10 protein-coding genes, 1 tRNA gene and 1 pseudogene are annotated in these 13,002 nt (G+C 63.7%); 8 read left to right on the top strand and 4 right to left on the bottom strand.

What is annotated here, in order from left to right; all coding sequences use genetic code 11:
* The first annotated feature begins 132 nt into the window (after window positions 1-132).
* Window positions 133-717, top strand: a complete 585-nt coding sequence (locus tag FIU28_RS01130) for a Crp/Fnr family transcriptional regulator (RefSeq protein ID WP_143571274.1) — start codon at window positions 133-135, stop codon at window positions 715-717.
* Between the two features lie 19 nt (window positions 718-736).
* The gene (locus tag FIU28_RS01125) at window positions 737-1,477 is read left to right on the top strand and encodes a hypothetical protein (RefSeq protein ID WP_143571273.1); all 741 of its coding nucleotides are present in this window, start codon (window positions 737-739) and stop codon (window positions 1,475-1,477) included.
* A 431-nt stretch (window positions 1,478-1,908) separates the two neighbouring features.
* Here FIU28_RS01125 and queG read toward each other — a convergent pair whose 3' ends face one another.
* Window positions 1,909-3,036 carry a tRNA epoxyqueuosine(34) reductase QueG gene (queG, locus tag FIU28_RS01120; protein ID WP_143571272.1) on the bottom strand — a complete coding sequence of 376 codons (1,128 nt, stop codon included), beginning with the start codon at window positions 3,034-3,036 and terminating at the stop codon, window positions 1,909-1,911.
* 232 nt (window positions 3,037-3,268) lie between these two features.
* Window positions 3,269-3,961: a glutathione S-transferase family protein gene (locus FIU28_RS01115; RefSeq protein WP_143571271.1), complete on the bottom strand. Its 693-nt coding sequence runs from the start codon at window positions 3,959-3,961 to the stop codon at window positions 3,269-3,271.
* A gap of 203 nt (window positions 3,962-4,164) precedes the next feature.
* Here FIU28_RS01115 and FIU28_RS01110 point away from each other — a divergent pair, with 203 nt between their 5' ends.
* A complete protein-coding gene (locus tag FIU28_RS01110) occupies window positions 4,165-4,974 on the top strand; it encodes an undecaprenyl-diphosphate phosphatase (RefSeq protein ID WP_168202833.1) in 810 nt (269 codons plus the stop codon).
* 155 nt (window positions 4,975-5,129) lie between these two features.
* Here the strand turns inward: FIU28_RS01110 and FIU28_RS01105 are convergent, their stop codons facing one another.
* A complete protein-coding gene (locus FIU28_RS01105; RefSeq protein ID WP_143571270.1) occupies window positions 5,130-6,098 on the bottom strand; it encodes a complex I NDUFA9 subunit family protein in 969 nt (322 codons plus the stop codon).
* A 184-nt stretch (window positions 6,099-6,282) separates the two neighbouring features.
* Between FIU28_RS01105 and FIU28_RS01100 the strand changes: the two genes are divergently transcribed.
* Window positions 6,283-6,369, top strand: a tRNA-Leu gene (locus tag FIU28_RS01100).
* A 129-nt stretch (window positions 6,370-6,498) separates the two neighbouring features.
* Here FIU28_RS01100 and hydA read toward each other — a convergent pair.
* Window positions 6,499-7,909: pseudogene (gene hydA / locus FIU28_RS01095) on the bottom strand (dihydropyrimidinase).
* Window positions 7,910-8,094: 185 nt separating this feature from the next.
* Here hydA and FIU28_RS01090 point away from each other — a divergent pair.
* From FIU28_RS01090 to FIU28_RS01075, 4 genes are all read left to right on the top strand, one after another.
* Window positions 8,095-9,072 carry an NAD-dependent epimerase/dehydratase family protein gene (locus FIU28_RS01090; RefSeq protein WP_143571269.1) on the top strand — a complete coding sequence of 326 codons (978 nt, stop codon included), beginning with the start codon at window positions 8,095-8,097 and terminating at the stop codon, window positions 9,070-9,072.
* A 1-nt stretch (window position 9,073) separates the two neighbouring features.
* Complete coding sequence (locus FIU28_RS01085; RefSeq protein WP_143571268.1) at window positions 9,074-9,835, top strand: SDR family oxidoreductase; 762 nt, start codon at window positions 9,074-9,076, stop codon at window positions 9,833-9,835.
* Entirely contained in the window at window positions 9,832-11,244 is a 1,413-nt protein-coding gene (locus tag FIU28_RS01080) for an NAD(P)-binding domain-containing protein (protein ID WP_143571267.1), read from the top strand. Before FIU28_RS01085 ends, FIU28_RS01080 begins: the two co-directional genes overlap by 4 nt.
* A 101-nt stretch (window positions 11,245-11,345) precedes the next feature.
* Window positions 11,346-12,962 carry an ABC transporter substrate-binding protein gene (locus tag FIU28_RS01075; RefSeq protein ID WP_143571266.1) on the top strand — a complete coding sequence of 539 codons (1,617 nt, stop codon included), beginning with the start codon at window positions 11,346-11,348 and terminating at the stop codon, window positions 12,960-12,962.
* Window positions 12,963-13,002 lie beyond the last annotated feature (40 nt).

Raw genomic sequence — 13,002 nt, 5'->3', positions numbered from 1 at the left:
AATAGCGGACTCAAGTCTGACATCGCGCAACGTCCGTTATGTGCCAAATCCAGAAATCCGCTGCATCTTGGTATAAGGTTCGTCGGTATTCTTTGCAGTAATCTATCTGGTTGAGAAGGTCCTTTGGCGAATATGGCAGACTGGCTCACGCGAACTATTCGGGTTGCTGGGGTCGAACGCGCGTTCCGGGCTAAACAAGTTCTGTTTCGCACGGGTCAACGAACTGCAGGCTTCTATGAGGTGATCACCGGGAATGTTTGTCTCGTGCGTGTGGATCGCGCGGGGCGCGAGGCTGTGCTGCAGATCGCTGCTGCTGGCGAGACACTCGGTGAGGCCTCGCTGTTCGCGTCGGCGTATCACTGTGATGGGATTGCGACGACCGATGCCGTCGTTCGCTTGTATCCCAAGACAATCGTGCTCGCCGAATTCGAGCGCGATCCAAAAGCCGCACAAGCTTTTATGGCGATGCTGGCACACCAAGTAATGAACCTACGCACGCGCGTTGAACAGCGCAATATTAACTCCGCCCACGATCGTGTTCGGCACTATTTGGCCCTCAATACTGGCACCGATGGACGTACTATTAGGGTGACCGGCACACTCAAGGACCTGGCCACTGAACTCGGCCTTACACATGAAACGCTCTATCGAACGCTCGCGGACCTGGCGGCCGCCGGAGAGATCGAAAGATCCAAAGGAAAGATCAAGCTGATGTGACCGCCAGCATGACCGTCGTATGATCAAGGTCATATGCAATTCCAACGCAAATGGCGTATTCGAGCAACTAGGGCAAGCTTTTAGTATGAGGTCGACGATGTCATCTTGGTTATCTAAGGCCGGCTTAGTCGGCATTGCGATCGTTGCCGCGACCGCTTATGCGGCAGCGCAAATGCCTAACCATGCCCGTATGCATGAGCAGATGAATTCGGGTAGTCCCGATCAGCATCAACAGATGATGCAGCAGGGTGGCCCCACGATGCATGGCATGCAAGGCGGGATGGGTCAGCATGGTATGATGGGAACCAAATCGGCCGGTCAGCAAACACTTCCTGGCCAAGAGGCATTCGGCACGATCCAACAAGTCGTGCGCATCCTGGATGAGGATCCAGCGACCGACTGGTCGAAAGTTAACATCTCAGCGTTGCGCGAGCACCTCATCGATATGGATGAGGTCACGATGCGCGCCACGGCTGTGGATCATGCCCTCGACAACGGAATTGAAATCGCCGTGACCGGAGAGGGCCGCACCATTGACGCTATCAAGCGAATGGTCCCCGCGCATGTGCACGAACTTAGTCAGCTAGGCTGGAATGCAAAAACAGAAAACATACCCAATGGGGTGAAGCTCACCGTTATCAGCCAAGATGCCAAGCAGGTCACGAAGCTCAAGGCACTTGGCTTCATGGGCATCATGGTGCAGGGATCGCATCATCAGTTGCACCACCTGATGATGGCGAAGAACGAGTTCGTCCACTAACCGAAGCGCCTCCCGCTACGGCTTAACGCTGGCGACATCGACCGCCGGCGTGTCTGGGCGATGTTACGTGATCTCTCAACTGGCATAAGCGCATGCCGGCCCAATGCTGAATTTGGGCACGACGTCCGTTAGGGGTCAAACTCGGAAGTCGGCGACCGGAACCGTGAGGTCTGCTACACCCCCAACACCGGACATCGTCATGCCTTTGCCCGGTTAGGAGCAGTCAGCCGTCCTGGCGCTGGCCAGGAAGGTTTCCAGCGCGCTGATGTCGAGCCCGGCGAGCCGCGTCATGGGCTAGACTGCACCACGGTTGGCAACAGTTGGTATATTTGTTGGTGCGGTCGCGGATTATAGAATTAAAAATCCATGATTCCATCATGTTAGTAATAGAATGTGATGCCTGTTTGCCTATTCGCCCTGCCGGGTTTCCGTCAGGCGGGGCTGACGTCCACCGGCCATTCCGAACGAACATTTTCATCGCTCTCCGCTGCGAGATGCTGCTGCGCGAGCGCGCCAAACGCCTCCGGCGCCATCAATTGCGACAGCGCCCACACCGCCGCGCCGCGCACGGTGGGGCTCTCATCGCCGAGCAGTCGCTTCGCATCATCCATCAAAGCGACATCGCCCGAATTGCCGATCGCGATCAGCACATTTCGGATGAAGCGGTCGCGCCCGATTCGCTTCACCGGCGACTTGGTGAACAGCGCGCGAAACTGCGCGTCGTCCAGCTTCGACAACGCATGCAGCGATGGCGCACGGAGTTCGTCGCGCGCGGCGAGTTTGATCTCGCGGCCTTGTTGCGCAAACTTGTTCCACGGGCACGCGGCGAGGCAATCGTCGCAGCCATAGATGCGATTGCCCATCGGCTGGCGGAATTCGCGCGGGATCGGTCCTTTGTGCTCGATGGTGAGATAGGAGATGCAGCGCCGCGCGTCTAACTGGTACGGCGCGGGAAACGCCGCCGTAGGACAAGCGTCGAGGCAGGCGCGGCACGAGCCGCAGTGATCGACCACTGCGTCGTCGCGCGGCAGCTCCAGCGTGGTGAAGATCGCGCCGAGGAACAGCCAGGAGCCGAATTCGCGCGAGACGAGATTGGTGTGCTTGCCCTGCCAGCCAAGCCCGCCGGCCTGTGCCAGCGGCTTCTCCATCACCGCTGCGGTATCGACGAATACTTTGACGTCGCCGCCGGCCTGGCCGATCAGCCAGCCGGCCAAGAGCTTCAGCCGCTTCTTGATGATTTCGTGATAGTCGTCGCCCTGCGCGTAGACCGAGATCGCAGCCTTCGATCGCTGCGCCAGAATTGCCAGCGGGTTTTCGTCGGGTCCGTAATTGACGCCGAACATGATGACCGAGCGCACATCCGCCCACATCACCTTGGGATCGGCGCGGCGGCCGGGATTGTCGGCTAGCCATGCCATCTGGCCATGCGCGCCGGCGGCGAGAAACGCCTCGAGCCTTTCGCGCACGCCGGCGATCGCATCGGGATCGGCGATGCCGATCGAGTCGAAGCCGAGTGACAGGGCTTCGCGGGTGAGGGCGTCTCGCAGGTCGGGCGTCATGGCGCGCGCGTCGCCGCAGGCGCAATTATATCGCTGCCGAACGCCAAGCCCATCCGCTTGTCGTCCCCGCGAAAGCGGGGACCCATAACCTCCGGGATCGTCGTGACGCAGGGTCGCTGCCACAGCGTCATCCATGCACGCCAGCGTGTATGGGTCCCCGCTTTCGCGGGGACGACGGGCTGAGAGTTAGGAGATCGACGGCGCGAACAACCTGGCAATGCGTCGAGCGGAATCAGAAATCCAGATCCACATAGGTCCGCGACGCCGGCACGCCGGCCAGCCACTCGCTGAGCAGCGGACGGAACGACGGGCGGGATTTCACCCGCGCGTACCAGGCCTTTGCGGCGTCGTCCTCGCTCCATGGCACATCGCCCAGATAGTCGATCGCCGACAGATGCGCCGCTGCGACCAGATCCGCATAGCTCAACCGGTCGCCGGCGAGAAAATTGCGCGTCCGCGCCAGCCAGCCAATATAGGCCAGATGATAGCGCACATTGGCGGTGGCTGCGCGAATCACATCCATCGACGGCGCGCCGCCGCCGAGTTCCTCGGGCATGAAGCGCTTGTAGATGCGTTCGTTGACCAGCGGGCCGGAGGCCTCCTCGAAGAATTTTTCGTTGAACCAGGCCATCAGCCGGCGCACCTCGATGCGCTCCTCCATCGCCACCGGCAGCAGCCGGCGATCGGCCATCGCAGGCCCATGGGTCTCGTCGAGATATTCGGCGATGATGCCGGCGTTCGGAATCGGCGGAAAGCCGTCGGTCAGCAGGACCGGCGTGGTTCCAGCCGGATTGAGCGCCAGAAACGCCTCGCGCCGGTCCCAGGCGCGTTCTTCCACCAGCTTCACGTCAAGGCCGTACTCGCCGAGGACAAGGCGGATGAAGCGCGACTGCGGACAGAACGAGTGGTGGTAAAGGGTGTACATGAGGGCCTTGATAGTTATGCGGTCGTTAACAAAACGTCTCGTTTTGAGCAATGCATGGCAGCCCGCCGGCGCGCGCCAACCTAGCGAAGCGCGCTAGCGAGGCAACCCGCGATGGCCGGCTTTTTGCGATTGCGGCGGTGCGGGATATAGGCGAGAAGAACCCGGCTTTTTGAGGCCGGGGACCAGCAGAACGGACCAACAGCATGATGTCTGATGCGATCAGGGCGGTGATTCTCGGCATTGTCGAGGGTGTCACCGAGTTCCTTCCGGTGTCTTCCACCGGCCATCTGCTGCTGGCCGAGCGGTTCTTCGATCTCGGCGAGGACAGTTTCTGGAAGAGTTTCGCCGTGCTGATCCAGCTCGGTGCGATCCTGGCCATTCTGGCGCTGTATTTCGGCAAGTTGTGGCATATCGCGCAGGGCCTGTTCCGCGGCAATATGGAGGCCCGCCGCTTCGTGATCGGCGTGCTGGTGGCGTTTCTGCCGGCCGCCATCATCGGCGCTTTGATGGGCGGCTACATCAAGAGCTATCTGTTCAATCCGTGGGTGGTGTGTTTCTCGCTGATCGTCGGCGGCGCGATCCTGCTGTGGATCGACCAGCTCGATCTTGCGCCGGTCCACGACGACGCCACCACCTTTCCGCTGCCGATGTATCTGAAGATCGGCTTTGCGCAGTGCGTCGCGATGATCCCCGGCGTGTCGCGCTCCGGCGCCACCATCGTCGGCGCGATGCTGCTCGGCGCCGAGAAGCGCGCGGCGGCGGAGTTCTCGTTTTTCCTGGCGATCCCGACCATGGCCGGCGCCTTCGTCTATGATCTCTACAAGAGCCGCGGCGATCTCTCGATGGATCACGGCGTCATCATCGCGATCGGCTTCGTGGTGTCGTTCGTCACCGCGATCATCGTGGTGAAGAGCTTCCTCGGCTACGTCACCCGCCACGGCTTCACGCTGTTCGCCTGGTGGCGCGTCATCGTCGGCACGCTCGGCCTGATCGCGCTGGCGCTGGGGTATTGATCCCGCCACAAACTCCGTGTCGTCCCCCGCGAAAGCGGGGACCCATAACCACGGTAGCGAAAGAATAGACTCGGACGTCAGCCGCAGCGTTTAACCAGCACGACAGCGTATATGGGTCCCCGCGTTCGCGGGGACGACATTCGGAGAGGCCGGTGTTAATTCGTGCCGTTATGGGCGAACTGGCCGGTCGCGCGGTAGCGCCACAGATATTGCGGGGCGATCGCTTCCAGCGAATCGGGCGTGATGCCCAAGCCTTCCAGCGTCAGCCCGGCCGCTTTGGCGGCTTCCGACACCACATTGTCCGACCGTAGCATAGTGACCTGGTCCGGCGTCAGCTTCAGCGCGCCCGGCGCGAATTGCAGCGCCATCGCCTGCAGCTTGGCAAGGCCGAACGGCACCGGCACGAGCACGCGCTTGCGCTCGATGGTCGCCAGAATTATCTCGATGATCTGCCGCATCGTCAGCACTTCCGGCCCGCCGAGCTCATAGGTGGCGCCGGCCTGCGCCTTGCCGTCGACGGCATCTGCCACCGCGGTGGCGACATCGCCGACATAGACCGGCTGCATCCGGGTATCGGCGCCGAACACCGGCACGATTGGCATCATCCGGGCAAGGCCGGCGAATCGGTTGGTGAACTGGTCCTCGGGGCCGAACACGACCGACGGGCGCAAAATCACGGCCGAGGGCACCGCGGCCAGCACGGCCGCTTCGCCCTTAGCCTTGGCGCGGGCATAGCCGGCCTCGGAATCGGCGTCGGCGCCGATCGCCGAGACATGCACCATGCGCGCGCCGATCTCGGCGGCGGCCTGGGCGATCGCTTCGGCGCCCTTGGCCTGCACGGCATCGAAGGTCTGCTTGCCGCCCTCGGTAAGCACGCCGACCAGGTTGACGACGACCGAGGCGTCGCGCATCGCGGCCTTGATCGAGGCCGGAAAGCGCAGATTGGCCTGCACGGCGTGGATCTGGCCGACCCGGCCGATCGGCTGCAGGTGGCCGGCCATCTCCGGCCGGCGTACCGCGACCCGGATCCGGTAATCGCGCTTCACCAGCGCGCGCACGACGTGGCGGCCGAGGAAGCCGGAGCCGCCGAAAACCGTAACGAGGGTGTCGATGGGCGCTGCCATGATCGTATCCTTAATCCGTTTTCAACAACCGAATCGCCGCCCGGAAGGCGGCCGAAACCCGGCGCCAGCAGGCTGTTTCGCGATACGCCAACCCCGCCTGCCTGTACAGCGGATTTGCCGCCCGACAAGCGATTTGACAAGCGCGTTCAGGGTCCCTACTAACCGGCTCCATGCTCTCGGGCATGCCCAGGTGGCGGAATTGGTAGACGCGCTGGCTTCAGGTGCCAGTAGCTTAACGGCTGTGAAGGTTCGAGTCCTTTCCTGGGCACCACACCCATTTCAAACCATTGGTTTGAAAGTAAATAAGCAAGGTCAGGGCCCGGTTCGGCCTGCCATCTGCGGTACTTCCCCGCGAGGCCTCTTGCCAGGCGACCGCCCCGCATCATCCCATCATCCTCTGCTACGACACACCGTTTTGCGGTGCCCCTGCGCTGCCGCGGCTGACATAACGTCCCGACGTGCCGCCCACGAGCGCGCCGTCGCGGACGATGAAGCGGCCGCACAGTAGCGTGGCGACCGGCCAGCCGGTGATCTCGATGCCCTCATAGGGCGTGTAGTCCGCGCCGTGGTGCAGGCCGGCTTGCGACAAAGTCGCCTTGCGCGCCGGATCCCACAGCGCGATGTCGGCGTCATAGCCGATCGCGATCGAGCCCTTGCCGGCGAGGCCATAGGTCCTGGCATGGTTGGTCGAAGTCAGCGCCACGAACTGGTTCAGCGTAATGCGGCCACGGCTGACGCCCTCCGAGAACAGGATCGGCAGCCGCGTCTCGATGCCGGGAATGCCGTTCGGGATCCAGCGGAAGCTGCTGCGCGCGTTCGGCGGCTGCTTGCCCTGGATGTCGTCGTAGCGGAACGGGCAGTGGTCCGACGAGAACAGCGTGAACACGCCCTGCTGCAGCCCCTCCCACCACGCCTGCTGCGAGGCCAGATCGCGCGGCGGCGGCGAGCAGACATATTTGGCGCCTTCCATGCCGAGGTCTTTCAAATCCTCGGCGGTCAGCACCAGATATTGCGGGCAGGTCTCGCCGACGATTTTCAGCCCGCGTTGCTGCGCGCGGCAGATCTCTTCCATCGATTCGCGGTTCGAGACGTGGACCACCACGATCGGCACGTCGATCAGTTCGGCCAACGAGATCGCGCGGTGGGTGGCCTCGCGCTCCACCGCGATGGGGCGCGACTTCGCATGGAAATACGGCCCGGTATCGCCGGCGCGCTCCAGGCGGTCGGCGAGAAAGCGGATCGCATCATCATTCTCCGCATGGACCTGCACCAGCGCGCCGGTCTCGCGCGCCACTGCGAGCACGTCGAGGATCTGATAGTCGGACAGCGCCAGATCGGCATAGGTCATGAAGATTTTCAGCGACGTATAGCCATCCGCGACCAGCGCCGGCAGTTCCTGGCCGAGCACGGCCTCGGTGGGGTCGGCGATGATGAGGTGGAAGGAATGGTCGACGTAGCAGTTCTGCTCCGCCAGCGCGTGATAGTCCTTCAGCGCCTCGCGCAGGGGCTGTCCCTTGGCCTGCAGGCAATAGGGCATCACGAAAGTGTTGCCGCCGAATGCCGCCGCGCGTCGCGCTTTCGAAATCGTCGGCCATCACGATGCCGGGTCCCGACGGCTGCGAAATGTCGACGTGGCTGTCGATGCCGCCGGACAGCACCAGCAGGCCGCTGGCATCGACGACCTCATCCGCATCGGTGAGCGCCTCGCCGATCGCCACGATGCGGCCGTCGGTGATGCCGACATCCGCCTGGTAGGTGTCGCTGGCGGTGGCGATGGTGCCGTGGCGAATGACGGTGTCGAAGGCGGCCATGCCGGCTTTCTCCGTGAAGGGGAATATCCACCAAGGAGCGCGAAAATTCCGTCGCCTGTCAAATCCAACCGGTTTGACGGCTGCCTGCGTCTTGGGCGATGCGCGCACGCAAAACGTGCTTGGCGGGATTGCGGTCGATGGTCCAAACAGGGGCCCTGCGCCTCCCGCGGTTTTCGGATCGATTCATGCACATTCTGGTTTTCGGCGGCACCGGCTTTGTCGGTCTCAATATCGCAGCCACGATGCTCGCCCGCGGCCATGCCGTCACGCTGTATGACCGCGCCGGGCTGCCGCCGGCGGCGCAGCGCGCCTTTGCCGTCCATGGCGATCGGCTGAGGGTGCTGCAGGGCGACGTGCTCGACCGCGCGGCGGTGGAGGCGGCGATCGGCGCCGCCGTCGATGTGATCGTGATGGGGGCGGCGATCACCGCCAGCGCCGAACGCGATGCGGCCGACCCCGAGACGATTCTGCAGGTCAACCTGCTGGCGCAGGTGCCTATCCTCGTGGCAGCGCGACGTGCCGGCGTGCGGCGCGTCATCAACCTTTCGTCGGCCGGCGCCTATGGCGCAACCGCCTTTCGCCACGCGCTGCTCGACGAAGACATGCCCTGCGATCCCGTGTCGCTCTACGCCATCACGAAATTCGCCTCCGAGCGCGTCGCCGCACGGCTCGCGGCGCTGTGGTCGTTCGACCTCATCAGCGTCCGCCTCAGCGGCGTGTTCGGCCCGTGGGAGCGCGCCACCGGCGTGCGCGATACGCTGAGCCCACAGGTGCAGATTCTCGACGCGCTGCAGCAACGCCGCGAAGCGCTGCTGGCGCGCCCCGGCGTGCGCGACTGGGTCTATGCGCCGGATGTCGCCGACGCGGTGGCGCTGCTGGCCGAAGCGCCGAAGCTGCAGCATGCGCTCTACAATATTTCCAGCGGCCGGGAATGGTCGGCGCTGCAATGGGGCGAGGCGCAGGCGGCGCTGCATCCCGGCTTCATTTGCCGGCTTGCCAGCGACGGCGAGACGCCTACCATTAATCTGCACAGCGACACCGACCGCGCGCCGCTGTCGGTGGCGCGGCTGGCACAGGAATTCGGCTGGCGCGCGAAATTCGGTTGCGCCGATTCCGCCACCGATCTCACGACGTGGTCGGTGACCCATCAGGAAGGAAGCTGACATGAGACTGCAGGGACGCACGGCGATCGTCACCGGCGGCGGCTCCGGCATCGGCCGCGCCAGCGCGCTGTTGTTCGCGCGCGAAGGCGCTGTCGTCGCCGTGGTCGATCGTGACGAGGCGATGTTGCAGGAAACCGTCGCGGAGATCCGCGACGCCGGCGGCACCGCCTCGCTGCATGTCGGCGACGTCGGCGATGGCGATTACGCGCAGGCCACCGTCGATTACGTCGTCGGGCAGCACGGCCGGCTCGACATTCTCATGACTTCGGCCGGCTTCTCGGTCGGCGGCACCGTGCTGACCACCTCGCCGGCAGACTGGGACGCGGTATTCCGCACCAATGTCGGCGGCACCTGGCTGTGGGCGCGCGCGGCGATCCCGCAGATGCAGAAGCAGGGCAAGGGTTCGATCGTCACCGTGGCCTCGCAACTGGCGATCGCCGGCGGCAAGGGCAACGCGGCCTATATTGCCTCCAAGGGCGCGATCATCAGCCTGACCCAGACGATGGCGGTGGATTTTGCGACCGACGGCATTCGCGTCAACGCGATTGCGCCCGGCGCCATCGACACCCCGCTGCTGCGCCGCAGCTTCGCGCGCCACGCCGATCCCGATCCGGTCCGCGAAGCCTCGCGCAACCGCCACGCCATGAAGCGATTCGGCGAGGCGGTGGAAGTCGCCGAGGCCGCGTTGTTCCTGGCGAGCGACGCATCGTCCTTCACCACCGGCACGGTGCTACCCGTCGATGGCGGCTGGCTCGCGGCATGACCGACGCGCTCACCGCCCTCGAAGCACGGGTGCGCGACGATCTGTACAAGACCGCGCATCCCAACATGCCCTGGCTGAAGCCGAAGCAGGGCGCCAACGGCCAGCCCGCGCTCGATGTGCTGGTGGTCGGCGCCGGCCAGTCGGGCCTCGCCATCGGCTTCGGCCTGCTGCGCTCGCAGGTCACCAATTTCGTCGTGCTGGACAAGGCCGAGGAAGGCCAGGAGGGCCCGTGGCTGACTTACGCCCGGATGCCGACGCTGCGTAGCCCGAAGCATTTCACCGGCCCCGATCTGGATATTCCGAGCCTGACCTATCAGTCCTGGCACGAAGCCTCGTTCGGCAGAGCGAATTGGGAGCAACTCGACCGCATCCCGCGCGGCCACTGGTTCGACTATCTCACGTGGTTCAGGCGCATGGTCGATGTCCCGGTGCGCAACGGCTGCGACGTACTCGACATCGCGCCGGCCGAAAACGGGCTGCTCGCGGCCATCGTGCAAAGCGCCAGCGGCACCGAAACGCTTTATGCGCGAAAAATCGTGCTGGCGACCGGGCAGGAGGGCATGGGTAACTGGATCATGCCGGAGCCGCTTCGCCATCTGCCGTCGTCGCTGTGCGTGACCGGCAACCAGCCCGTGGACTTCGCCGCATTGCGTGGCAAGCGTGTGGTCGTGATCGGCGCCGGGGCATCCGCCTTCGACAATGCCGCCACCGCGCTGGAAGCCGGCGCCGAAGTGCATCTGCTGTGCCGGCGTGCCGAAGTGCAGACCGTGCAGCCGTATCACTGGCTGACCTTCCGCGGCTTCCTGCGGCATTTCAGCGATCTCGACGACGCCTGGCGCTGGCGCTTCATGAAGACCGTGCTGGAGATGCGCGAGGGTTTTCCGCAGCCGACCTGGGACCGTTGCGCGCGCCACGCCGGCTTTCATCTGCACGAGGGCTCGCCCGTCGAATCGGCGCGGCAGGTCGGCGACGCGGTTGCGCTGCAAACTCCGACCGGGGTTTACGAGGCAGACTTCGTGATCTGCGGCACCGGCATCGCGATGGATTTCGCCGGGCGGCGCGAGCTGCAGAACTGCGCCGGTAATATCGCCAGATGGAATGATCGCTACCTGCCGCCGGAAGATGAGCGCAACGCGCGCCTCGGTGAATTTCCGTATCTCGCCGACGATTACGCGCTGACCGAACGCGTCAAGGGCGAAACGCCGTGGATCGCCGACATCCATCTGTTCGCAATTGCGTCGAGCATGAGCTTCGGGGCGTCCGGCTCGTCGATCAACGCCATGACCACCGCCGTACCCAAACTGGTCCAAGGCTTGACGCGCGGATTTTTTCGAGCCGATATCGAGGATCACTGGTGCTCGTTTCAGGCCTATGACGTGAAGCAGGCCAAGATGACAAGGCCCGCTTGAAGGAGCTGCAGATTCTGGCGCACTATTTGCTTTAGGTTTCGAATAATTGGCGCGTCAGACCGCGCAATCTTCCGGGATATTTCCATTCAGAGGATCGAGCCATGACACTCTCGTTTTCGAAGCAGATGCTGGGCGCGGCAGCGGCGCTAGCCTTTTTTACGGCCGCCGTCCCGGCGCAGGCGCAGACCCGAGCGGAAACGCTGCGCTACGTGACCGGCGCGTCGGTCAATACGCTCGATCCCAACATTCCCGGCTCGACCCGCGAAGCTTTCGCCGTCAGCCTCTCCACCTATGACCGGCTGGTGTCGTTCGGCCGCAAGCAGCTCAACGGCAAATGGGTGTTCGATCTCGACACCGTCCGCGGCGAGCTCGCCGAATCCTACGACGTCAGCCCTGATGGCCTGAAGATCACCTTCAAGCTGCGCAAGGACGCCAAATTCCAGGACGGAACGCCGGTCACCGCCGACGATGTGAAATGGTCGCTCGACCGCGCCGTCACTGCCAAGATCCTCGGCAAGGCGCAGTTGCTGACGGGCTCGCTGACCGACGCCAGCCAGTTCAAGGTGATCGATCCGCACACCTTCGAAGTGACGCTGCCGAAGCCCGACAAGCTGGCGCTGCCGAACCTCGCCACGGTCTATCCGATCATCATCAATTCGAAACTCGCCAAGTCGCACGCGACCGAGGAAGATCCCTGGGCGCAGGCCTGGCTGAAGGACAACACCGCCGGATCGGGCGCCTATATTATCGAGAGCTTCAAGCCCGGCGAGCAGGTCATCCTGAAGCGCAACGATGCCTGGAATCGCGGCGCCGGCGGCAAGCAGGCCGCCTTCAAGCGGCTGATCGTGCAGTCGGTGCCGGAAGCGGCGACCCGCGCCAATCTGGTCGAAAAGGGCGACGTCGATATCGTCATCGACCTGCAGGCCAGCGACGCGCAATCGCTCGAAGCAAAGGGCAAGCTGCAGGTGGTCTCGACGCCGCAGTATAACGCCATCACCTTCATCTCGATGAATAACCAGATGCCGCCCTTCGACAAGGCGGATGTGCGTCGCGCGGTCGCCTATGCGCTGCCCTATGACGATATGTTCAAGGCGGCTCTGTTCGGCCGCGGCGACCTGCTGGCGGGTGCGACCTGGACCGACGGCAAGCCGCCATCAGGCGCGTTCCCGATCAAGCAGCCGATCAAGCTCGATCTCGAAAAGGCCAAGGGTTACCTGAAGGCAGCGGGCTTTCCGGATGGCTTCTCCACCACCTTCAGCTTTAATGTCGGACAATCCGCGACCGCCGAGCCGATGGCCGCGCTGCTGAAGGAATCGCTGGCCAAGATCGGCATCAAGGTCGATATCCAGAAGCTGCCGGACGCGCAGATGTCGACGCAGATCACCGAGAAGAAGCTGCCGTTCTTCACCGAGGGCATCGTCGCCTGGTTGCCATCGACGGACTATTTCTACCGCAACTTCTACACTGGTAACCAGCGCTGGAACTACTCGTCGATCGACAATGCCGAACTGACCGCCATCGCGCAGGAAGCCCGCTTCGAAGCCGACAAGGCCAAGTACGAAGCCGCCGGCGTCAAGCTGAACGCGATCAACTTCGACCAGATTCCGCAGATCCCGCTGTGGCAGCCGAGCCAGGACGCCGTGATGGCGCCGACGCTGACCGGCTACACCTACCAGTTCCACCGTCAGGTCGACTATCGCGATCTCAGCCGGAAGTGATAGGGCTGCAACGGATCGAACCGCCAAGGCGCCGCTCGCG

Origin of the sequence: Tardiphaga sp. vice154, assembly GCF_007018645.1 — a bacterium.
Classification (GTDB): domain Bacteria; phylum Pseudomonadota; class Alphaproteobacteria; order Rhizobiales; family Xanthobacteraceae; genus Tardiphaga.
Note: the sequence above shows the minus strand (reverse complement) of the source record. Positions and strands in the feature narration are given on the sequence as shown.

What these genes read in the sequence shown, in the direction of transcription:
- FIU28_RS01130 (WP_143571274.1), top strand. Translation starts at nt 133, where the DNA reads ATGGCAGACTGGCTCACGCGAACTATTCGGGTTGCTGGGGTCGAACGC.
- FIU28_RS01125 (WP_143571273.1), top strand. Translation starts at nt 737, where the DNA reads ATGATCAAGGTCATATGCAATTCCAACGCAAATGGCGTATTCGAGCAA.
- queG (WP_143571272.1), bottom strand. Translation starts at nt 3,036, where the DNA reads ATGACGCCCGACCTGCGAGACGCCCTCACCCGCGAAGCCCTGTCACTC.
- FIU28_RS01115 (WP_143571271.1), bottom strand. Translation starts at nt 3,961, where the DNA reads ATGTACACCCTTTACCACCACTCGTTCTGTCCGCAGTCGCGCTTCATC.
- FIU28_RS01110 (WP_168202833.1), top strand. Translation starts at nt 4,165, where the DNA reads ATGATGTCTGATGCGATCAGGGCGGTGATTCTCGGCATTGTCGAGGGT.
- FIU28_RS01105 (WP_143571270.1), bottom strand. Translation starts at nt 6,098, where the DNA reads ATGGCAGCGCCCATCGACACCCTCGTTACGGTTTTCGGCGGCTCCGGC.
- FIU28_RS01090 (WP_143571269.1), top strand. Translation starts at nt 8,095, where the DNA reads ATGCACATTCTGGTTTTCGGCGGCACCGGCTTTGTCGGTCTCAATATC.
- FIU28_RS01085 (WP_143571268.1), top strand. Translation starts at nt 9,074, where the DNA reads ATGAGACTGCAGGGACGCACGGCGATCGTCACCGGCGGCGGCTCCGGC.
- FIU28_RS01080 (WP_143571267.1), top strand. Translation starts at nt 9,832, where the DNA reads ATGACCGACGCGCTCACCGCCCTCGAAGCACGGGTGCGCGACGATCTG.
- FIU28_RS01075 (WP_143571266.1), top strand. Translation starts at nt 11,346, where the DNA reads ATGACACTCTCGTTTTCGAAGCAGATGCTGGGCGCGGCAGCGGCGCTA.